The sequence below is a fragment of the Aneurinibacillus sp. XH2 genome (genome assembly GCF_001439585.2).
Lineage (GTDB): Bacteria > Bacillota > Bacilli > Aneurinibacillales > Aneurinibacillaceae > Aneurinibacillus > Aneurinibacillus thermoaerophilus.
Map to the genome: position 1 here is coordinate 568378 of NZ_CP014140.1, position 22013 is coordinate 590390.

At 44.7% G+C, this 22013-nt stretch carries 23 protein-coding genes, 1 tRNA gene and 1 other annotated feature; of the genes, 20 read left to right on the forward strand and 4 right to left on the reverse strand.

The window, feature by feature from the left end; all coding sequences use genetic code 11:
- The first annotated feature begins 4 nt into the window (after positions 1 to 4).
- The 7 genes from ACH33_RS02725 to trpS all read left to right on the forward strand — a co-directional run bounded on the left by ACH33_RS02725 (position 5) and on the right by trpS (position 6656).
- Positions 5 to 283 (forward strand): WXG100 family type VII secretion target, encoded by a 279-nt coding sequence (locus ACH33_RS02725; RefSeq protein ID WP_057897627.1) that lies wholly within the window; start codon positions 5 to 7, stop codon positions 281 to 283.
- 31 nt (positions 284 to 314) lie between these two features.
- The gene (locus ACH33_RS02730) at positions 315 to 1535 is read left to right on the forward strand and encodes a glycine zipper domain-containing protein (protein WP_057897628.1); all 1221 of its coding nucleotides are present in this window, start codon (positions 315 to 317) and stop codon (positions 1533 to 1535) included.
- Positions 1536 to 1548: 13 nt separating this feature from the next.
- Positions 1549 to 2349: a hypothetical protein gene (locus tag ACH33_RS02735; RefSeq protein WP_057897629.1), complete on the forward strand. Its 801-nt coding sequence runs from the start codon at positions 1549 to 1551 to the stop codon at positions 2347 to 2349.
- Positions 2350 to 2390: 41 nt separating this feature from the next.
- Positions 2391 to 2918 (forward strand): DUF5381 family protein, encoded by a 528-nt coding sequence (locus ACH33_RS02740; protein ID WP_057897630.1) that lies wholly within the window; start codon positions 2391 to 2393, stop codon positions 2916 to 2918.
- Positions 2919 to 3337: 419 nt separating this feature from the next.
- Entirely contained in the window at positions 3338 to 4312 is a 975-nt protein-coding gene (locus tag ACH33_RS02745; protein WP_162264990.1) for a nucleotidyltransferase domain-containing protein, read from the forward strand.
- Between the two features lie 114 nt (positions 4313 to 4426).
- The gene (locus ACH33_RS02750) at positions 4427 to 4654 is read left to right on the forward strand and encodes a hypothetical protein (protein WP_156423991.1); all 228 of its coding nucleotides are present in this window, start codon (positions 4427 to 4429) and stop codon (positions 4652 to 4654) included.
- 701 nt (positions 4655 to 5355) lie between these two features.
- Positions 5356 to 5608, forward strand: a binding site (T-box leader).
- A 52-nt stretch (positions 5609 to 5660) separates the two neighbouring features.
- Entirely contained in the window at positions 5661 to 6656 is a 996-nt protein-coding gene (gene trpS / locus ACH33_RS02755; RefSeq protein WP_057897633.1) for a tryptophan--tRNA ligase, read from the forward strand.
- Between the two features lie 118 nt (positions 6657 to 6774).
- Here trpS and ACH33_RS02760 read toward each other — a convergent pair whose 3' ends face one another.
- Entirely contained in the window at positions 6775 to 8151 is a 1377-nt protein-coding gene (locus ACH33_RS02760) for a dipeptidase (protein ID WP_057897634.1), read from the reverse strand.
- Positions 8152 to 8438: 287 nt separating this feature from the next.
- On the opposite strand from ACH33_RS02760, the gene ACH33_RS02765 reads away from it, so the two are divergent.
- The 11 genes from ACH33_RS02765 (at position 8439) to ACH33_RS02815 (ending at position 18820) form a co-directional block, all read left to right on the forward strand.
- Entirely contained in the window at positions 8439 to 8780 is a 342-nt protein-coding gene (locus tag ACH33_RS02765; RefSeq protein WP_057897635.1) for a toprim domain-containing protein, read from the forward strand.
- A 4-nt stretch (positions 8781 to 8784) separates the two neighbouring features.
- Entirely contained in the window at positions 8785 to 9420 is a 636-nt protein-coding gene (locus ACH33_RS02770) for an NUDIX hydrolase (RefSeq protein ID WP_082705859.1), read from the forward strand.
- Between the two features lie 339 nt (positions 9421 to 9759).
- Complete coding sequence (gene coxB / locus ACH33_RS02775) at positions 9760 to 10695, forward strand: cytochrome c oxidase subunit II (RefSeq protein ID WP_057897637.1); 936 nt, start codon at positions 9760 to 9762, stop codon at positions 10693 to 10695.
- Positions 10696 to 10710: 15 nt separating this feature from the next.
- Positions 10711 to 12351, forward strand: coding sequence for a cytochrome c oxidase subunit I (gene ctaD, locus ACH33_RS02780; RefSeq protein WP_057897638.1), 1641 nt, complete (start codon positions 10711 to 10713; stop codon positions 12349 to 12351).
- An 18-nt stretch (positions 12352 to 12369) separates the two neighbouring features.
- Complete coding sequence (locus ACH33_RS02785; RefSeq protein ID WP_057897639.1) at positions 12370 to 13314, forward strand: COX15/CtaA family protein; 945 nt, start codon at positions 12370 to 12372, stop codon at positions 13312 to 13314.
- A 38-nt stretch (positions 13315 to 13352) separates the two neighbouring features.
- Complete coding sequence (gene cyoE / locus ACH33_RS02790) at positions 13353 to 14288, forward strand: heme o synthase (RefSeq protein ID WP_057897640.1); 936 nt, start codon at positions 13353 to 13355, stop codon at positions 14286 to 14288.
- 36 nt (positions 14289 to 14324) lie between these two features.
- Positions 14325 to 14951, forward strand: coding sequence for a hypothetical protein (locus ACH33_RS02795; protein WP_057897641.1), 627 nt, complete (start codon positions 14325 to 14327; stop codon positions 14949 to 14951).
- Positions 14952 to 15092: 141 nt separating this feature from the next.
- Positions 15093 to 15701: an SCO family protein gene (locus ACH33_RS02800; protein ID WP_057897642.1), complete on the forward strand. Its 609-nt coding sequence runs from the start codon at positions 15093 to 15095 to the stop codon at positions 15699 to 15701.
- 228 nt (positions 15702 to 15929) lie between these two features.
- Complete coding sequence (locus ACH33_RS02805; RefSeq protein ID WP_057897643.1) at positions 15930 to 17177, forward strand: PucR family transcriptional regulator; 1248 nt, start codon at positions 15930 to 15932, stop codon at positions 17175 to 17177.
- Positions 17178 to 17421: 244 nt separating this feature from the next.
- On the forward strand, positions 17422 to 18555 hold the full coding sequence (gene ald / locus ACH33_RS02810; protein WP_057897644.1) for an alanine dehydrogenase: 1134 nt from the start codon (positions 17422 to 17424) through the stop codon (positions 18553 to 18555).
- 194 nt (positions 18556 to 18749) lie between these two features.
- Positions 18750 to 18820: transfer RNA gene (locus ACH33_RS02815), tRNA-Thr, on the forward strand.
- 197 nt (positions 18821 to 19017) lie between these two features.
- Here the strand turns inward: ACH33_RS02815 and ACH33_RS20310 are convergent.
- On the reverse strand, positions 19018 to 19230 hold the full coding sequence (locus tag ACH33_RS20310; RefSeq protein WP_408863351.1) for an alpha/beta-type small acid-soluble spore protein: 213 nt from the start codon (positions 19228 to 19230) through the stop codon (positions 19018 to 19020).
- A 423-nt stretch (positions 19231 to 19653) separates the two neighbouring features.
- Here ACH33_RS20310 and ACH33_RS02825 point away from each other — a divergent pair, with 423 nt between their 5' ends.
- A complete protein-coding gene (locus tag ACH33_RS02825) occupies positions 19654 to 20310 on the forward strand; it encodes a class I SAM-dependent methyltransferase (RefSeq protein WP_057897646.1) in 657 nt (218 codons plus the stop codon).
- A 117-nt stretch (positions 20311 to 20427) separates the two neighbouring features.
- Here ACH33_RS02825 and ACH33_RS19025 read toward each other — a convergent pair whose 3' ends face one another.
- The gene (locus tag ACH33_RS19025; RefSeq protein WP_139184973.1) at positions 20428 to 20745 is read right to left on the reverse strand and encodes a hypothetical protein; all 318 of its coding nucleotides are present in this window, start codon (positions 20743 to 20745) and stop codon (positions 20428 to 20430) included.
- A gap of 219 nt (positions 20746 to 20964) precedes the next feature.
- On the opposite strand from ACH33_RS19025, the gene ACH33_RS19030 reads away from it, so the two are divergent.
- Positions 20965 to 21105: a hypothetical protein gene (locus ACH33_RS19030; protein ID WP_156423992.1), complete on the forward strand. Its 141-nt coding sequence runs from the start codon at positions 20965 to 20967 to the stop codon at positions 21103 to 21105.
- Between the two features lie 33 nt (positions 21106 to 21138).
- On the opposite strand, the gene ACH33_RS02830 is transcribed toward ACH33_RS19030, so the two are convergent.
- Positions 21139 to 21726 carry a DUF502 domain-containing protein gene (locus tag ACH33_RS02830; RefSeq protein ID WP_057897647.1) on the reverse strand — a complete coding sequence of 196 codons (588 nt, stop codon included), beginning with the start codon at positions 21724 to 21726 and terminating at the stop codon, positions 21139 to 21141.
- Between the last annotated feature and the right edge of the window lie 287 nt (positions 21727 to 22013).

Here is a 22013-nt window from a genome sequence, read left to right on the forward strand (position 1 = left end):
AACAATGGACTCTCACCGAGTATTGGCATTAGCCAATCGTTATCGTCAGGCCGCTAATCAGGTTATGGAAATTCAAGGAAGAATAAAAGGTACAGTCGAGTGGAACGGAGCGGAGTGGAAAGGCAAGCGAAGGGAACGATTTAATTCTGATTACCAGGAGACGATCCAGGCATTTCAGCGTTATGTACGGGACTTGCAAATCACAAGTGATGAATTGGAAAAGGCCGCAGTCCGGATTGAAGAGCTCAAAAAGGAATTGGCGAAACAGCAACAAAAGGGATAATCTGTAGTTTGCAAAAGAAAGGAGCAGTGCAATGGCAAACGAGATTTCAATGGATATAAATAAAGGGCGCACGATGGCAGACGATTTTGTCCGGGAAATTTCTGTCCTGGAGAATCTCACCAATGAATTGAACGAACAGATGCAACAGTTATTGTCCGATATATCGTACGGGGACCCGCGCTATATAAATTGCATAACAGGCGTAGTCGCAAATGATTTTACGAAAGGGTCAGGCGAGCGTCTGATAAATCAGCTCTCTGAGAACGAGATTTACATTCGCTCCACCGTTGACCGCCTCGAGGAGGAGGATAATGTCATTGGAAACTTGTTTGAATTGCACGGCTATTGGAATGGGGTGTTACAAGCGGCCGGGCATTCGCTCTTTGGCGTTGCTTTTGCTCTAACCGGTCTGACGAGGTTTGAGTTCGCAAATGGGGCATGGCGGGTTCGCTATCTTTCTAGGTATGCACACTTGACGAGGGCTATCGATAACTCGAAGTTGCGCACGGTGGCCAGATATCTGCTTGGGCCGAAATACCTTGTGCGATATATGGATAAGCCACTCAGACAAGTTATGTACAGGGCCGGAGTGGGTTTCTTCCCAGGCCATGTTGCTTCGTTCGATAGCGGTTTGGCTAGATTACGGGAGGCAGCCAGAAATGCCGATACGTTCAAAGGTGCATTCGGTGCGGTGAAAAGCCATGCCGGCGATTTGCTCAAAGCAAGCAAAGGGTTTTTGAAAACCAACTTTGTGACCGCCTTCATAGCGTCAGGGGTTGAGGAATCAATCGGATTGGGCATGAACATCCTGAATAATTACAAAGAATATGGAAACAACGAAGCGGTATTAAAACGTGAGAACGCAAAAGCAGTGGGTCGGGCCGTATATAATACGGGAGTAAAAACGGCTACCGCAGGGGTCGGTGGTGTTATTGGAGGCGCGATTGGTTCTATGATCCTACCGGGTGTGGGAACTGTTGTCGGCGCCGCTGCCGGCGGATTTATCGGCAGTATAGTCGGCGATAAAATCGCGAAGCATACACCGGCCTGGGTAGACGAAGCGGCGCTCCATTTAAAAGATGAGATACATGCCGGCATTGAAAAGGTCGGGGACGGCCTGAGAGCGGTCGGAAAAGGAATGAAGAAAGCGGAAGAAGGCATCAAGGCGGGATTCAAGGAAGTAAAGGATACAGCCGACCAATTGCTGAAAAATGCGGGAGAATTCTTCTCTAAAAAATTCTCTTTCACATAAGGAGGGATAGCACATGACAGTAACATTGAGCGTTGAAGAACTTATCTATTGCTTTTACAGTGAGGGACTGTTTGAACAGGGATTGGGACTGAAGCAAGTCTATTTCCAGGATTTGTCGGATGAACAGATGAACCTTATCTTTCAGGCTGCCTGCCGCTCTCTCCTGTCCAAAGATTACCTTATATATGAACAGCGGCGCTTTACCCTGAAAAAGGAAATTGCCCGTATTATTTCCTGCTTAAACGGTTCATCGTTTACATTGAAAGCTTCCAAGTTCTTGGATGATGGATATCAGGATACAATGTCTGTACATTTCTCTGAGGAAGGAACGTACGAGCATTCGCTCCGCTATGAAGGACAGGTGCATGTTTTTCGTACGATTTCTCCGGAAGAATCCTATGCCACCATCGGCAGCTATTTGGGGGTATCAATCCAAGGGAAGGATGAAGGGGTTGTGCTGCCATTAAACCAATCGGAATTCGAATCGATGCTAACACTCATCGATGAAAATTCGGATCGTGTAGCCGATTATGTCCGAACCATGGGGGGAGACACTGAAAACATCCAGGCATTTGCGAGTGATATGGTAAAGAATAAAGGGATGATGGACAATATTCTGTTTTTGGAGTATGACAAGAATCGAGAGCCGGTATTGTTGGATATTATCTTCGTAGTGAACGGAGAGAGGGATACTTGGATCATAACCAGACCGGAGAAAGGGCGGTATGAAGTCAGGAAGTGTAATCTGTCCAGTTTGGCCGTCCTCATGAAAAAAACAAGCCATGCCGTTACCGCAGCATTGAAGTCGGTATAGTGACATCTAGGAATTTACACGTAGCAGAGGAGTTTTCTATTATGAAATATTTAAAGAAGACAGACCATGGGGTTCAGGTTGTGTACACCAATATGGATGCCGGTTGCATGACCGTCTTGCCGGGAATTATGGTTGCTGTAAGTCTCCTTATCTTTTATTTTCTTCCTGAGCTTGGCATTATTAAAGGACTGATCGGGCTCATTATCGGGATTATGGCCTTTCTTCTCTTTGGCGGTATACTTTTGAGGATTCTGATGATTATAAGGAGAAAAAATCCGGTTCTGATCGAAGTCCGCGATGGATACCTGATGGACCGTAAGAAGAAGGTGCCGATATCGGAAATCAATGAAGTCTCATTCGGCTGGAATCAAGGACGGCTCGGCGGGATCATATTTCCCGATTTGGCGGTTCAAACGATCCATAATAAGCGATATTACTTTTGCTACTATAACCTAATCTCAGAGAGGGCCATAAAGGAATTGGTGGAGCAATACATCCTTCCTTTTGCGACTCCGCAATGCAAAAGCAAGTGGGAAAAGCATTTCTGGCGTAAAAATAAAGCTCAATAAAAAATTTTTTCGGACAATAAAATAGAAAATGTAGGTCTATCCCCTTAAAATAATAGCGGGATAGACTTTTTTGTTATTGATGGGGGACATATCTGCGAATTTTACTCTATATAAATCACACTTGATACATGGACATCCTTGTGTAGTTGGAAGGAAGAGGAAAGAACATCCAGAGAAAAGAAAGGAGAAGCCCCCTGTGTAAAAGAATAAGGGCAGATGTTTGCCATTCCCTTTCTTCTGGACTGTGGGCAGGGCCCATCAACGCTTCCTCTCTCTCCTCTTCCTATCCTTCTCCCACCATCCAAATGTCGAAACATCAAAGACGATGTATATAAGTCATAAACTAAAAAGACTTTATGTAGCTATCTTTTATATGAGGAGGAATAAAATTGACCAGCCGAAGTCAGCAACTCATTCGTTTGGCGCAAGAATTTGTAAGCGAAGTACCATTCAATGTGGTGTATGCTAGTGTAGGCGGCTCAACGGGCAGAGGGGAAGCGGATCAATACAGCGATTTGGACCTTGTTATTTATACGGATGATATTTCGTTGACCGACGCAAAAAATGTTATGTACAAAGATGAAATTATCCAATTAGAAATTGAACATTGCAGCGAATTCCCGAAACAAAAAAATATCATAGACAATCCGTGGGATTACAGGTTTTTACAAGAAATTTGCATTATTTACGATAGTGATGGGGAGTTTAAAAAAATTAAGAATTGGGCGATACAGTATTTTTCTTCCGCAAAAGGGACAAAACGAATAAGCGAACAAGTTTTGGGCATTGTAGAGGAAAGAAAAAATTGGGCTCTACACTGTATGAATCAAGGCAATATGTATTCTGCTACGCATGCCGCGCTGGGAGCATGGACAGAAGCAGCTTTTTTATATTTATTTTTGACGCAAGGCTCACTTTCAACCAATGATCTCATTGATCTCATTCCTTCTATTCAAAAATTAGAGCGCCATTTTGCGGCATTTAAAACTGCTTGTCCTTTTACTTTGAATGGACAATGGTCAGAGATTCCCGCTATTTTAAAGCGTTTTCGGAGTTATTTGCGAAAACAGGGATTTTCGTTTGAGTTCGGGCTCTCTCCTATTCAAGACCTATTATACGAAAAAAAAGCAGCCCGTTTGTTAGAGTCAAAAGAATATATGAGTTTGTTATGGCAATGTTATGGGGAAGCGTTTTGTCTATATGCAGAAACGTCCGAAAACGATTGGTTTGAAGACTATTTTTATGAACTGCCCGAATCTTTGCAACAAGATTTACGTAAAATCGGTTTTGTCCCTCTACCCTCACATAAAATCCAGACGATATGCACTTTAAGTGATGAGCTTATTAACTTAGTCTATCACGAAAAAAATAAGAAAAATATATCGCTCTACTGAGAGAATTGTTTGACTTTTAAAATTTTTAGAAGCCTCACCTCTAAGCAAAGCGGAGGTGGAGGAGTTTATCGATTTGATCGTTGGAAGGAAGACAGGATGTAGGAGGAGTTGTTTTTGATGAAGAAAAAACAAATCATGATTTTACTTATTCTGGGAATTATAATAGGTGGATTCTTTTATATAATTAATATTTCTACATTTGAACCGCATATGACTGGTGGAAATGGTAATCCTGCCTTGCTATTTATGATACCTACAGTTCCCTTGTATGTTTACTTCTCCATTCTACTGTATACTACTTTTTCCTATTTTTTAGTAAAAATAGTAAAAATAAGATCGTAATTTACACTTTGTTTTCTCTGTTTGCTCTTGTCTGTGCAATGATTGGTGAGTATTGCTATGTTTAGGAAAAACGAGTTGAGTTAGGAAATCCGTATTATCCTAATACAAGGGTTAGCAGAATTACCCCACTTGGTCCATTTATAAACAATTGGTTTTTTAATGGTTATACTTATTTTTTTCTTCCGTTATTCGTCGTAATAATTAGTGGAACAAAATGTATTCTCTCACGCTCACGACAAAACTAAACGCCTATTTTGGATTTATTCCCCGCTTCAAAAATCGTAAGCTTTTAAGTGGTGAGAGTGTTCAAATGAATCACTGTCATCGTCTATGTCGTCGACCTCTAATCTTGCAAAAATGGTAGGGGATCGACGACATTTTGTTTTGGTTTAAATACGCAGAAACATTGAGGTTGGCGATATTATGTAAATAATGACATATAATATAGCGTGTTTTTGTGCTTTGTTGTGAAAGCTGAAAAAAGTGTTATGCCGCAAGGGTTTTCCCTATGTATGTTTTCATGTAAAATGGGTTTATAGCTTACCTATGAGGAATTGAAACCACTCACGCAAAAATGTGACTTCAAATATGATTTATTTATATACGCATGTACAGATTGATTGGAACAGGCACGGATTAAACGGATACGGAGTCTTTACATATAGTTCAGTGAAGTGTAAAATAATGAAGAAAATTAATATGCAAATGCGATGAGGAAGAAGAGTAGGCATATCGAAGGGTTGCAGAGAGCTGATGGGTGGTGTGAATCAGCGCCGGACGAATGCTGAATGGACTTCCGAGCACCAAACCGAACGAACGGCTCAAGTAGGCTTTGGCGTATGTCCGTACGATACAATGGACACCGTATCACAGCTTGAACTGTCGTACGGGTATGAGTGATTTCGACAAATGTCGAAATAATAAGGGTGGCACCACGGTCTATTCGTCCCTTTAGCGGACGGATGGGCCTTTTTTATTTATAAAATGTTGTAAAGGAGTGGTAAAGATGCAAACCATCTTTTCCGGGATTCAGCCGAGCGGCGTCATTACGCTCGGAAATTACCTTGGCGCCATGCGCCAATTCGTTGAACTTCAGCATGACTACAATTGTTATTTTTGTATCGTTAACCAGCATGCAATTACCGTGCCGCAGGACCCTGAACAATTACGGAAAAACATTCGGACTCTTGCCGCGCTATATCTTGCCGTCGGATTGGAGCCGGAGAAAGTAACGCTATTTATCCAGTCGGAAGTGCCTGCCCATGCGAAGCTGGGATGGATTATGCAGTGTACCGCATATGTGGGTGAATTAGAACGGATGACACAATATAAAGATAAAGCGCGTGACCGCGGTGAAGCGATCCCCGGAGGATTGCTGGCGTACCCGCCGCTGATGGCTGCCGACATTTTGCTTTATCGCACGGATTTCGTCCCTGTCGGCGAGGATCAGAAACAGCATATCGAACTCACCAGAGATTTGGCCGAACGTTTTAATCAGCGTTACGGTGAATTATTTAAAATCCCTGACATTCGGGTTCCGGAATTTGGGGCTAGAATTATGTCGTTGCAGGATGCGACCAGAAAAATGAGTAAATCCGACCCGAATCAAAACGCATTTATTTCGATGCTGGACGATGAAAGTGCCATTGTTAAGAAAATTAAACGGGCGCAAACCGACTCCGATAATAGCGTGCATTTTGATAAAGCCAATAAACCGGCCATTTCCAACTTGATGACGATTTATTCGGCATGTTCTGGCAAGACGATGGAGGAAATCGAAGCGTTATATAAAGGCAAGGGGTATGGAGCATTCAAAACGGATCTTGCCGAAGTCGTAGTTGAAACGCTGCGGCCGATTCAGGCCCGCTATGCGGAGTTAATCGACTCCCCGGAATTGGATCGCGTGCTGGATGAAGGCGCGGAAAAAGCGAAGCGCGTAGCCGACGAGACGCTTAACAAGGTGGAAGAAGCCATGGGCTTGTCGCGCGTGCGGGCAAAATAATGATCATAAAGATTCAGAAAAGATATGTTGCTATAAAGTGGAAAAGCGATATATACTTCCTCTAAATCATATTACCGAAAGAGGCTGGCTCAAAAATCATGAGCCAGCCCCTTTTTTCTTATTGTTTTATTTGCGAAAGCTCGCCCCAGTATTCGCAGATGGTGATCATGCCCTTGTCGAAATTCTCCAGATGGAAGTGTTCGTTTGGTGCATGGAAATTCTCACCGGGCAATCCGAAGCCCATCAGTACAACCGGAATGTTGAGAAGTCGGCTGAACCCTTCAACAATTGGGATGGAACCGCCCATTCGGGTTAGAGCGGGTGTGGCGTTGTACGCTTTTTCATAGGCGCGCATTGCCGCCTGAATAACAGGATGATTATATGGCATCTGGAACGGACGGCCGCTATCCATTCGGGTGAGCGAAACTTGCACGCCCGGCGGCGTATGTTTATGTACGTGCCGTTCAATTAAGTCTTGGATTTCTGCTGGATCTTGATCCGCCACCAGTCGGCAGGAGATTTTGGCGTGTGCCTCGGACGGGAGCACCGTTTTAATACCTTCGCCCTGAAAGCCGCCATACATACCGTTGATCTCGAGCGTTGGGCGCGCCCATGTTCGCTCAAGAAAATTGAATCCCTCCTCACCATATAGCTCGTTTACGCCCAGTTCCTTTTTGAGCGCTTCCTCATCGTACTTCAAATCGCGAAACGCCTGTCTCTCTTCTTTCGTTAGAGGTTTTACTTTATCATAGAATCCTTCGATAGCAACTTTGCCGTTTTTATCATGGAACGAAGCGAGAATTTCGGACAGTGCGTGAAGCGGATTGGCTATACCGCCACCATATATACCGGAGTGCAGGTCACCATTCGCGCCTTTTACATCAATTTGCATGGCGCATAAGCCGCGCAATCCGTAGCAAATCGCCGGTTTGCCTTTCTCCAGCATAGGGGTATCGGAGATGACAAGTACATCCGCCGCAAGCATGTCCTTATGTTTTTCCACAAACGGTTCCAAATTTGGGCTGCCGACTTCTTCCTCTCCTTCAATGCAGAATTTAACATTGACCGGTAGCTTTCCTTCCGTTTTTAGCAGCGCTTCCACTGCTTTAATGTGCATAAATACCTGACCTTTATCATCGGTAGCTCCCCGTGCGTAAATCTTTCCGTCCCGGATGTCCGGTTCGAATGGCGGTGTCTGCCATAATTCAAGCGGATCAACTGGCTGTACATCATAATGGCCGTAAATAAGTGCGGTGACATCGTTTTCGGCATGCATCCAGTCGGCATATACGATCGGATTGCCTTCGGTCGAAATTATTTGCACGTTTTCAAGCCCCGCCGCCTGCAATGCATTAACAAGCCATTCGGCGGTTCGTTTGATATCAGATTTGTGGGCCGACAGCGCGCTAATGCTTGGTATGCTTAAGAATTCCCTTAATTCGCTCAGATGTGCATCCCTGTTTTTTTCCAGATAAGTGCGGTATGACTGATTCATTTTTTATTCATCCTTTCTGTGTATAGAATACAGTCTGTAACTCTGGCAAAGATCTGTATCTTTAGCTTAGTACACAGGGAGCAATTTTTCAAAGCATGAGGTTTCGCGAAACACAGAATCTATAGACAAAGGAGAAGAAGAGAACCATATTCACGTGATAAATGGAAGGAATTTCCGAAATGGGTGGAGAAAGCTTTCGTTTTTACTAACGGACGAAATAGCCATATAATAAAGGTATAGAGTGAAAAACAAAATAAGCCGGCATAATCGCTGCGAGGTGATGAGCATTGATCGTAAATAAGGTTATTATCGTGGAAGGGAAGACGGATAAGAAACGTCTGGAGAAAATCATCGCAGAACCTGTGGAAATTATTTGTACACACGGCACGTTAAGCAGCAAGAAATTGGAGGATATCTATCACCAGGCGGGCGATGCCGACATCTACATTTTTGTAGACGAAGACTCTTCCGGAAGGAAATTGCGCTCCCAGCTCAGGAACGAGTTTCCGAATGCGTATCATTTATACACTCGCAGAAGCTATACTGAAATTGCGCGTACCCCATACGAGTACCTTGCGAAAATATTATGGGACGCCCATATAGAAATCAACAAAACTGTTATCTTATGAAAGTATGGAAGGAGTGGTGGAAACGCGGATGATCGAACAAATTCAGAGCCGGATAAGCCAGCGTTCATTTAATCTATTTGGTTTCGCTCCGCTGATGCGCGCGGCGGTGATGATTCCGCTGGTCGAAAAAGATGGAAAGCTGCACGTACTATTCGAAGTTCGCGCCCGAACGCTAAAACGCCAGCCCGGGGAGATTTGCTTTCCGGGCGGAAAAATTGAGGATGGCGATGTAAGCGAACAAGATGCCGCTGTTCGGGAGACATGCGAAGAGCTGGGGCTTGTGCGAGAAGATATCCAGGTTATTGAGACGCTTGGTATTCTCATTCCCCCGTATTCTTCGTCCATTTATTCATTTATCGGTAAAATTCATGACTATCGGAAAATTTCGCCGAATAAGAATGAAGTAGAAGAAATATTCTATGTTCCACTTGATTTCTTCTTGGAAAAAGAACCGGATGTACACTATATTCACCTGGCGGTAAAACCGGAGGAAAATTTTCCTTTTGAACTTATTCCCCAGGGTAAAAACTACAAATGGCGCAGCAGTCGTCTGCCTGAATTTTTTTATCAATATGACGGGAGAATCATATGGGGGCTGACGGCAAGAATTCTTTATGAGTTTATTACCATTGTGAAATAGTAGCGGTGATCAGACCCAAAACGCAAGAATATTGACGGTTTGGAACTCATTCGTCGTTGTCGTAAAATAAAATTATCAAACTGCTGAAAAATGTGTCAAATATATGAAATTTGGGTAAAAGTAAAGACAAAACCACGTCTTTACTTTTTTCACTTCTATCAAGGTTTTTCCCTGCTTTCATACATAAATTTACCGAGCTCCGCATATTCTCAAAACACTATACAAACGGGTCAAAACTTGATACGATTTAGATGGTATTTACCATGTGAACGCCTTTTCTGATACTAAAAATTTCATTTGTATGAAGGGCAAATGATAGTAAAGAAAGGAGTGTATTGTGTGGACTTCAGTTGGTTGTTTCCCCCGGCCATTAATGACATGGCAAAGCAGGTAGATTCCTTGTTCTGGTTTATCACATCTATTGCCGTCTTCATCTTTGTCCTGGTTGAAATGCTTTTGTTCATCTTCCTTGTTCGTTACCGAAGGAAACGACCGGACAAACAGGGAGTTGCGTTGCACGGGAACACGAAAATGGAAATCATTTGGACTTTGGTTCCAGCGTTGATTCTTGTTGCTATTGGCGTGTTTAGTTCTAAGATGACTTACGCAATTCAGACTCCACCGAAAGATGTATACACCATTAATGTCACCGGTTACAAATGGAGATGGGACTTTGAGTACCCGGAAGGGTTCAAGACGACAAACAATCTCGTCATTCCGGAAGATAAAAACGTCCTATTCAAGATTACATCCGGAGATATTTTGCACAGCTTTTGGATTCCGGCGATGCGGATAAAGCAGGACGCGGTACCTGGACGCCAAACTCAGTTCTGGTCTGGTCCAACGGAAAAAGGCGAATACCCTATCGTATGCGCCGAGTATTGCGGAACAATGCACTCAATGATGCTTGCAAAACTTCATGTGGTAAGTGCCGATGAATTTAATAAGTTTGTGCAATCCGGCGGTAAAGCCGGCGGTGGCTCCGCAGGCGGCTCGGGCGGCGAAGGCAAAGCGCTGGCTGAGCAGAAAGGCTGTTTAAGCTGTCATGCTGTTGACCAAACGAAGCTTGTCGGCCCGGGATGGGGCGGTATGTTTGGTAAAGACATAAAGCTGTCTGACGGAAGCACGGTAAAATATGATGAGAAATATATCATCGAATCTATTATGAACCCTGCAGCGAAAACTCCGCAAGGTTATTCTGCACCAATGCCGTCGCAGCAGGTAACAGAAGAAGAAGCGAAGGCAATTGCTGAATACATTAAAACCTTGAAATAGGGAGGAGTGAATCGTATGGGTGCTACTGCCACTGCCGCAGCGAGAAAACCGTCGTTTGTCAGAGATTGGTTGCTTACTGTTGACCATAAGAAAATCGGAATTATGTACGGCGTTGTGGGCTTACTTTTCTTCTTCCTCGGGGGAGCAGCCGCTCTCGTTATCCGGACAGAGCTATTGACGCCCGGGATGCCGGATGTGGTGCCGCAGGCTGATACATTCAACCAGATGTTCACCATGCACGGCTCTATCATGATTTTTTTGTTTATGATTCCGATGCTTACAGCTGCGTTTGGTAACTACCTGATACCGATTATGGTAGGTGCGCACGATATGGCGTTTCCGCGGATGAACAACCTGGCCTTCTGGCTCTATGTGCTAGGTGGCGTGGTTTTCCTCAGCAGTTTTTATTTCGGAATGCCAGATATCGGTTGGACCGCGTATCCGCCATATAGTATCGAATCTCCAGGACTGGGGCTTGATATCTGGGTAACGGGTGTCCATATTTTAGGGCTTTCCTCTATTCTTGGTGCGATAAACATTATTGTTACAGTGTTTAATATGCGGGCACCGGGCATGACATTTAACCGTCTGCCTTTGTATGTATGGTCTTCGCTCGTTACGGCATTTATTCAGCTGTTTGGTACGCCTGCGCTTGCTGGGGCTATCACGACGCTGTTGTTTGACCGCCATTTCGGCACGCATTTCTACGATGCGGCGGCCGGAGGTGATCCGATGCTGTATCAGCACCTATTCTGGTTCTACTCCCATCCGGCCGTGTACATTATGGTACTTCCGGCGATGGGAATCGTATCGGAGATTATTCCAGTATTTGCGCGCAAGCCGATTTTCGGTTATCATGCGATCGCCTACTCTTCCATTGCGATCGGATTCCTCGGCTTTTTGGTTTGGGCGCACCACATGTTTGTAGCCGGCATGCCGCTGGCAACCGGGGTGCCATTCATGGTAACTTCGATGATTATCGCGGTTCCGTCAGCAATTAAAATTTTCAACTGGCTTGCAACATTGTGGCGGGGATCGAACGTATTCACTACGCCGATGCTATTTGTGACCCTTGGCTTCATGGGACTGTTCACTATCGGCGGACTGAGCGGTATTTACCTCGCAGCGGTACCGATTGATATACACATGCACGACTCATATTTTGTTGTGGCTCATTTCCATTACGTATTGTTTGGAGGAAGTATGATGGCGGTGCTCGGCGGTATCTTCTACTGGTTCCCGAAGATAACCGGCCGTATGTACAACGAGAAGCTTGGTAAAACTGTATTCTGGCTCTATTTTATCGGCACAAACCTGACATTTTTCCCGATGCACTATATCGGCATGATGGGTATGCCGCGTCGTGTTTTCCAGTATGACCCGGCAGCCGGAATGCAGGTGGCCAACCAAATAGCGACATTCGGTTCGTATCTTATTGGTATAGCAGCAATTATGATGGTGGTTACAATTATTGTATCTCTTAGAATTGGAGCAAAAGCTCCCGCCAATCCGTGGGGGGCACAAACACTCGAGTGGACGGTATCTTCGCCGCCACCGGAACACAACTTTATTGAAATGCCTTATGTAACCGCTGCGCCGTATGAATTTGGTGAAGTGGAGGAAAAATATACGTCCAAGAAATCGTTTGGAGCGTAGGAGAAGAGGGATGTAACAATGGGATATCGCTTACCTTTCGTAACGACAATCGCCATCTTCCTGCTGCTAATTGCTGGAGCTCTTGTTGTAGGATTCGACGCCGGGCTGGCGTGTTCCGACTGGCCGTTGTGCAACGGACACATTATCCCGCCGTTAGAGGGGAAAATCATCATAGAATATACGCATCGCATGCTATCCACTGGTGTGGGGCTCTTAGTGCTTGCAAATTTGTACGCAGGGTGGCGCAAACGGAAGGAAAGCCCCATTGCGATGAAACTGGTCATTCTTTCTTTCGTGCTGCTGATGATGGCTGCTGTGTTGGGCGGCATTAATGTCTTAGAAAAACTGCCGCCCGGCTTCACGACGATGGATACGAGCGTCGCCACGCTCCTGTTCGCGACGTTTGTCGCTCTTACAGGTGTGACGCTGGCACATCATCGCAGAAAGCAGGGCGCATTTCATCAGAACAAGCAAATTCAATCCCTGTTCAAACCAACCCTGATAGCAACGATTGCCGTGTACGCCGAGTTTGTGCTGGGCGCGTTTATTAAGCACAGCGACGCTGGAGCCGTCTGGGTAAAAGGCGAAGTCACACTGCTTAATGAGGTGATCTCCACACCGCAAATTGCCGCTGCTCTTATGTATGTGCATGTATTTGCTACAGCGCTTGTAGTTATCATAACCGTCTGGTTGTTCTTTCATGCGCGTTTGCGGAAAGCCTTGACCGGACAGGCGCTGGTTCTGGCCGCATTACTTGTGTTGCAGGTAGCCGCTGGATATTTGACGATGGCGATGAAATTAGCGGTTATCTCCGATGTCATTCATCTGGCACTTGGTGTATTGATGATGGCTTCATGCGTATTTATGATGGTTCAGGCCAAATTGGGCGTCGATCTGCTTGATCGCGACAATCAAAAAGAAAGTGTTGTTCGCGGTAACGTGGCAGTAAAAAATTTGTCCTAGTTATTGGCTAACGTGACTATATTCAGGGAGGTTTTGAAATGGGTACCCCTATTTCTGAAAAAAACGTATGTGAAAATCCGGCGAATCGCTCCATCGAATCAAGCGTTACGTCTGGAGTAAAAGGTGAATGGCGCGATTATGTATCGGTGACGAAGCCCGGCATTGTCGTTTCAAATTTAATGACTTTTTTTGTGGGGGTTTGGCTTGCTGCTGATGGCCCTCTGCCTTTAGGTACAATGCTAATGGCCATGCTAGGCTCGGCGCTTATCATTATGTCTGGAACATGTTTAAATAATTTTATTGACCGCGATCTTGACCAGTTTATGGAGCGCACGAAAAAGAGGGCGCTGCCGGATGGGCGTTTGAATCCGCAATCCGTTCTTATGATGGGCATTATTTTCGGCATTCTCGGTTCAATTGTTCTGTTGCTGGTTAATACGTTGACCGCTGTGCTCGGTCTTGTGGGCCTATTTTTCTATGTTGTGGTGTACACGATGTGGACAAAGCGCACAACGACATTAAATACGCTCATAGGCAGCGTGTCCGGAGCGATGCCTCCGATGATGGGCTATGCGGCGATCTCCGGTATGATTGACCTGACAGCCTGGATGTTGTTCGGAATTCTATTTATCTGGCAGTGTCCGCACTTCTTAGCCTTGGCGATGCGCCGTGCCGATGAATATCGCGTTGCAGGATTTCAAATGCTGCCGGCTGTCCACGGGTTCGCGGTGACAAAACGCTATATTCTTCGTTATACAGCTTTTCTTGTGCTCGTCTCCGTTATGCTTTATGCGCTGGGCGAGGTCGGTATGGTTTATCTGATTGGTATGACTGTGCTTGGCATCGGCTATGTTATCGTAAATATGATGGGATTTTTTACAAAGGATGATATTAAATTCGCTCGTAAATCGTTTATTTACTCGCTGGTGTATTTGGTAATGTTTACGGTATTTATTTTGATTGACCGCGTGTAATTCCACTTTACTAAGCGGGGTGAAGGAGGTATGAGCATGGCTGTGCATTCTCAGGAAGAGCAGATACCAAAAAAGGGCATAAAAGATAATGGCCTGTTAGGTATATGGCTCGGGTTGATTTCCTTTACGTTCATGTTCGCCGTATTTATTGTATCGAATGTATACCTTCGAGGGTGGTCGCCGGACGTTTTTAATATTACGTTGCCGACAGGCGTACAGGATCTTGTTAATTATAACGTTCTTCTGCTGTTGGCATTGGGAGTGTTGACGCTTGTTGCAGGTATTAGCTACAAAAATCGCAAGGATGGGGTAGCGTTTATCCTTTATGCTCTTGCGACAATTGCAGCGATCGGCTACTGCGTAATTGACTGGTCCCTCATCCAGAGCTACCGGGCGCTTGGTCCGGCAGCTTGGACGGCGCATTTGATTGTGCAATCGATAATGGAAATCCTTGTTCTTATCTGCATCGTGCTCTATCTCCGTGCGTTTTACTTCAAGATGCGGAACCAGGAAAAGTCTTTGAACCGTTTTATTCCGGGTGCGACAGCTGTCTGGATGTATACGGTAATTATGGGACTTTTCGTTTTCATCCAGTGTGATTTAATCGAGATTGGCCAGTTTGCCGAGTGGTGCGGTATCAAGCTATCACAGTTTGGCAAGTAATGACGGGAGGGGGATTCACATGGGCATGATTTTGTACGCGTTAGGATATATGTTGTTTCCGATCGCCTTATTCTTTGGCTTCATGTACCTCTCGAAATTGACGACCAGAGAGTAAGATAGGGGAGAAGGAGTTGAGGAGCCATGTCTTCAGCTTTGAGGCGCCATTGGTTTATCGTGCTGACAGGGGCGCTCGTTGTGACGATTCTTCTCATTATTGTCTATCAAATATGGTGGGGTTCAAACAAACTCCCGGTTCTTGACCGGGCGCCTTCCTTCACCATGTCAGACATGTATGGAAATCGGGTCTCATTGCGTGATTCCGATGGCAAAGTGCGCCTTGTTTCTTTCCACTATACTCATTGTCCGGATGTGTGTCAGGCAACGAACTTTAATTTAATTCGGGTGCAGCAAAAGCTGAAGGAACAGGGAGTCCTCCAGGATAAAGTATTGTTGATGACAATTACGTTCGATCCGAAGCGGGATACAGAACAAGTTTTGCAACAGTATACGGCGATACGGAACATTAAGCCTGACGGCTGGTTGTTTCTGCGTGGAACGCCGGAGCAGACTAAACGGGTGCTTGATGGTTTTAAAATATTCGCCGAAGATCAGGGCAATGGCATCTTTGTACATTCCAATGAATTGTTTCTGCTTGATGGCAATAAGAACATTCGTGCCATTTACAAAATGGGTAGCAGTATGGATAACGAACAGATTGTCAAAGATATTAACAATTTGCTTGAGGATTAAAAGCAAAAACCTCTTATCAGGCGATAGGAGGTTTTTTTGCGCATTTCTTCAGAAAAACGGAACGGGGCATTTGACGGTTGCAGAAAATATTAAGGATCATACATTTCTTTACCATAATAAAACGATATGTACTTTCTTCTGAGCAGAAAAAGGACAAGCAGCATGCCTGTGTGTTTTCTTATGTACACATATGTTTTATGATGATAAATAGGGAGAAGGGGGAAAAGGATGGAGCCGTTTGAAGAATTTTCGGATTTAATGGAACTGGCCGATATGATTACGGAACGTGTTGGCAATCCGATTACGATCGAAGACATGAATCATCATGTGGTCGCATACAGTACGCACGGAGGCGCCATAGATCCGGTGCGCATTCAAACCATTATGAAACGTAAAGTGCCGGAAGAAGTGCTGATTCGTTTTTGGAAAGACGGCATTATTCAGGCGTTAATGCATAGTGATGAGCCGGTACGTGTGCCAGCCGTCCGGGAAGTGGGGCTTGATAACCGAGTAGCTATTTCTATCCGGCGCGGTCATGAAGTATTCGGGTATATCTGGGTGCAGGAAGCGGTACGTCCGCTTGAAGAAAAAGACTTTGCTGTGCTGAAGAGGGCGGCTCGTCTCGCTTTGCCCCGCCTGTTGCATAGGAAGGATCGACACGCCAAGCAGGAAGAGAAACGAAACCAATTTTTCTGGCAACTGCTTTCGCGTGGCGCGAATAGCGGCGAAGCGGTCGATATCGAAAAAATGGCGGCCCAGCTTCGGCTTACTCTTCCTTCTGTTCTTGTTGTGCTCGTATGGGAAGCGCGTTGTTCGGATGAAGTATGGAGCGATGTGCAAAAAGAACTGGCATATTTGCTTGCTAATCTGAGGGATTTTTTTTCATTCCGCTATTTGCCGCTATGGACATTTGATGGCCGCCAGTTAATTGTATTGGCCGGATTGGACGAATGGGAGCAGGATCAGGCGGAAAACGCAAGCAAAGCATTTATTCATCAACTGCGAAAAAGATTAACGCGCCGTTTCGGTGGCGAAAATATGATCGCAGCTTATGGCGAGCCGGTGAAAGACCCGGGAGAAATATGGATTAGCTATCAGCAGGCGCTTGAAGTGATGCAGATAAAAAAAGCCTTACCCGACGAGTTAGAGGCGGTGGAAGGATATCATGAACTCGGTATATACCGTTTGTTTCCCAAGCTAAAGCAGTGGAACCGGGAGATGAAGTACCGAAACCCGAAGCTGGAGCGTCTGCTTAAATACGATCAGGAAAATCAGAGCAATCTTCTGGAGACATTGGAAGCGTTTCTTGATAATTCAGGGAAAGTAAATCAGACGGCTAACCAATTGCACATTCATCCTAACACGCTCGGATACCGGCTGAAACGGATTGGTGAGGTGGGCGGCATTGACTTAGACGATCCAAACGATCATATTATGCTATTTCTTGATGTAAAGCTTAGAAAGTATAATCCCTAAAAAGAATCCTTCAATTTTGAGGGATTCTTTTTTGATAGCTGGATAGTCTATAAATAAGGGGATTCACGTTAATGAAAAATCATTTGTGGAAATCCACAAATAAAAACGAATGATTTTAAGCTTTAAGACAAAGAAAAATTCATAAAAAAAGCATAAAATGAAAGAAACAGATAAACATGCACGAACACATAGCCTAAAAGCATAGGTAGCCGTTTTTTTACCAATAAAGAGGAGGTTTATCAACATGATTATTGGCGTACCAAAAGAGATAAAAAATAACGAGAACAGGGTAGCTATTACTCCTGCCGGGGTGGCAGCGTTTGTGCACGCGGGACATGAAGTGCTAATTGAAAAGAATGCCGGTCTTGGTAGCGGTTTCACAGACGAGGAATATGTAAAAGAAGGTGCGAAAATTGTTGCGACCGCTAAAGAAGCGTGGGCCGCTGACATGGTTATGAAAGTAAAGGAGCCGCTGCCGGAAGAGTATCCGTATTTCCGCGAAGGCCTTGTACTTTTCACTTATTTACACCTTGCCCCGGAGCCGGAGCTGACCAAGGCGCTGGTTGAAAAGAAAGTAACGGCAATTGCATACGAAACCATTCAACTGGATAATGGCGCGCTGCCTTTGCTGACGCCGATGAGCGAAGTGGCCGGACGTATGGCTGTGCAAATTGGGGCGCAATTCCTAGAGAAATCCCACGGTGGCAAAGGCGTACTGCTGGCAGGTGTACCAGGTGTGGAGGCCGGACGCGTAACGATTGTTGGCGGCGGTACTGTAGGCACGAATGCGGCGAAAATTGCCCTTGGTATGGGTGCGAAAGTAACATTGCTAGACATTAATGCGGATCGTCTGCGTTATCTGGATGAAATTTTCCAGGGGCGTGTGCAGACGTTAATGTCCAACCGTTATAATATTGCAAAAGCGGTAAAAGAAGCGGACTTGCTTATTGGCGCGGTTCTTATTCCGGGCGCACGCGCTCCGCGTCTGGTAACGGAAGACATGGTGAAAGCGATGGAACCGGGATCTGTAATCGTTGACGTAGCGATCGACCAAGGTGGGTCTATCGAAACCATCGATCGTGTGACAACACACAGCGATCCGACATATGTAAAGCATGGAGTGGTACATTACGCAGTAGCGAATATGCCTGGTGCTGTAGCACGAACTTCCACGATGGCGCTGACTAACGTAACGGTACCGTATGCGCTGCAAATCGCGGATAAAGGATATGTGAAAGCGGCATTGGAAAACCGCGCCCTTGCTCGCGGCATTAATGTGGTGGACGGCAAAGTAACATACAAAGCGGTAGCTGAAGCGCTTGGTTATACGTATGTGGATGTAAATGAAGTACTGAACAACGGAACCGTAGCCGTTTAATCAAAAAAAGCAAACATGAAAAAGGCAACCGGGTGGTTGCCCTTTTTCTGTTTGCTTCCTTTACTGCTAATTTTGATAAAAAATGCTTGACTGCTGGATGCCTTTTTTATAAAATGATTTGTGTTGATAATTTAATAAAGCTTTGTTGATATGCTCAGCCAATAAAGGTTGCATGCATAGAAGAAAGTGAATTTGCCCCTATAGTTAAACGGTATAACAGGCCACTCGTAATGGTCAGTTCGTGGTTCGATTCCGCGTGGGGGCATCAATTTGAAACCCTCGATGTTACTGGGGTTGCAAAAGATGAAGACTGTCCAAAAGGACAGTCTTTTTTTGTGCTTGTGTGCCAATAGTGTGCCTTCGTATGTTACTCCAACAAAGTGAGAACGCTTCTTTATTTTAGCGAAGAGATGAGATCCGGCTCCAAGCAAAGAATCGCGTAACTTTCACTTATGTGAACGTTTAATGGATGCCCTTGCTAAGCTGTTGCTCCGCTATCCGCACAAGACGCTTGGTAATTTCTCCACCGACGTAGCCATTTTGGCGGGCAGTAGCATCTGGTCCAAGCGTGATACCAAGCTTGGCGACGATTTCATGCTTCATCTGTTCCAGCGCCGCTCTGGCTTGCGGAGCAACCGGCTGATTCGTATTGTCGCTTTTTTGGGCTCTTGTGATGAAAGGAGCTTCCGGTGCTACTTGAGTTTTTTGCATATGTATCGCCTCCTGAGGTTAATTTTGGTGATTCCTAGTCTTAAAATTCCGCATCGAAGTGATATTATGCGATTAGCACATCGGTAATTTTTCCTGCTTGCACTTCAGAAGGAAAATATATGTTGCTTTATTGATTTAAAGCGATATATACGTTTTAAATTACAGCGGTACTGGGAGAACATACATGAATGGGTATGTGGGAACAGAAAGATAGGGATATCGGCTAAGAGGGCATGTGTTAAGGAAAGGGAAAAGAAATAGGGAAGTTTTAGCTAAACAGGCTCTTCCTTATTTAAAAATGATGAATTAAATAGATTAAATTAATTGGAATAATTGACTTTTTGCTTAATGAAGCATATAGTAAATTAAAAAAGGGAGTCGGAAGCGATGAAAGAGTGTGAAGTACAGTTCAACCATGTGTTTGAACAATGGGCAGATCAGTATGACAAAACGGTATTTGAAAAAAAGGATGAATATGCTGAGGTCTTTCAAGGATATGAGCAGATTTTGCGGACAGTGGTCGAGGAACTTAACCTTCCGGCTGGAAGTCGCGTACTGGAAATCGGAGTCGGAACAGGGAATTTAACGGCACATCTTCTCGAAAAAGAGTGGGATGTGTATGGAGTAGATCCTTCGCCGGATATGCGAAGGATTGCAGCGCGAAAGCTGCCGCATTTTACCGTTGCTGACGGCCATTTTCTTTCCATTCCGGAAGAGATCGGAAAGGTAGATGGTATTGTCAGTACATATGCGTTCCATCATTTGACGGATGCTCAAAAAGCGCGGGCGATCCAAGAACTAGCCGATCGCTTGACAGAGAAAGGTATGATTGTATTTGCGGATACGGCATATGCGGATGAAGAGGCTAGAGACGCTATTCATGAACGAGTAAGAAGTCAAGGAGCGCTTACGTTATTGAATGATTTGCAAACAGAATATTATCCGTTGTTATCCACGGTAAAGGAAGCTTTTGAAGATGTAGGTTTACGTTTTTCTGCTCGGCAGTTGAACCGATATGTTTGGTTGATGATAGGAAAAAAATAACCCTCTGCTGAGGAAGAGGTATATTTGTTAATAGACTGAAATTTCCTCCTGTTAAGGGGAATTTGTTTTAGTGGAGAGGAAAAGCTCGCGAGGTGTTTGCCCGCGAGTTTTTTCTTCTCATCTCAGAATAGACAGGATATAGGACATAAAGCTAATCCAGAGAAGGTCGAAGCACCCAAGCATAATGGTCGTAATTGATAGTTGTAGGAAAAACGAATTATGCGCCAGATGTTTTTTGGCGGGTCTGACCGTTGTCGCGGCCAGCGTTAGTCCGGTGAGCGTGGTGAGCCATTGCAAAATCACCAGCAGCTTAATATATGAGGTAAAAGAAGAAAAAAATGAGACAAGTGATAAAACCAAAGAGCAAAAAAACAAGCTAAGGCTGATAGATGTTCTTGCGGATACTTTTCTTTCTATACGATCCACACGAGACATAACATTTTTCCCCCTTTTATAATATGTGTTTTTATTTTTACATTACCTTTTTTCGCAGTAACATAAAACGGTTTTACGTAGTGTTTTCTTGAAAAGGAGGATAGGTGAAGAGTCTTACATTTTTTATCATTGAACAGGAGTTTACTTCTATTTTGTTTTTTCTAAAAAATTTGTTAGGCTATAGATGATTGAATTTTTCGTGAGAGGTGACATTCGGTGGTGAAGCCTTTTTGGAGACGTTGGTGGTTCTGGCTTGTTATTATCTTGTTTATCGCTGTCAATCTGGCGGTCAACAGCTTCAGCAGCACGGACAAAGAACGAAAAGGCCCTACGGCAGAGCAGAGTATTGAAACACACTGACCAAAAAGAAAAAGGAAGAAAAGGTGCGCGGGTTTAATCGCGAAGCTTTCCTCCCTCTTTTTTTGCAGTGACGCCGGCAGTTAGGCAGAAGCGCATGGCTTCTTCCACCGAAGTATCTATACATTCGATTCGATCGCGCGGGTAGAGTCGGAGTTCGCCGCTTATTTGGAGGGCGTGCGGCACATATACCGCCACATAAGATGTATGTAAATGAAAAGCAGTTACGTTTTCGGCGGTAAGGAATCCGATTCGCTTTCCGCCGTCTTCGTGTGTGATGAGCACAACCTGCGAAAAAGAACGTTTTTCCCCGATGAGAGATTCTATTGTATCTTTAACCATGCTGTATATTGTCTTCAGCCCTGGAAAACGCGTGATCAATCGTTCTGTCCATGCAAGTAGCTTACGGCTTAACCAGAGCTGGCTTAAACATCCGATAAGCACAATAAGGACAAGCGTAATAATAATTCCTAATCCGGTAATCGAAGGCAAATTCATGGAAAGCAGAATCCGCTTCCCCAGGCTGTCTACCAATTTGAAAAGATAAACTAGAAGATAAAGCGTCACGCCGATTGGCGCCACGATAAGCAGTCCATTTAAGAACCATTTGATGATTTGTTTCATATGGGGTACGCTCCTTTTTATGATTCTTCTTTCCACAGACCTGCGGGCTTGCTGGCTGGGTTTCCTCAACAGCCATTCCATTGTCCGCAATTTATACATTTCCACTTGCCGAGCCACCATTGCAGTGAAAATCCGCAGACAGAACACTTCAGCCGTGCTGGTTGGTCTGGTTGGTCAGACACACGTCTCCCCCCCTTTTTTTTCTATTTTTGCCTTAGCATATCATGTTTTACCGTGAAATAAAATGTGCATTTGAATTCCGACAATTCTCACCATTTGGGGCTATT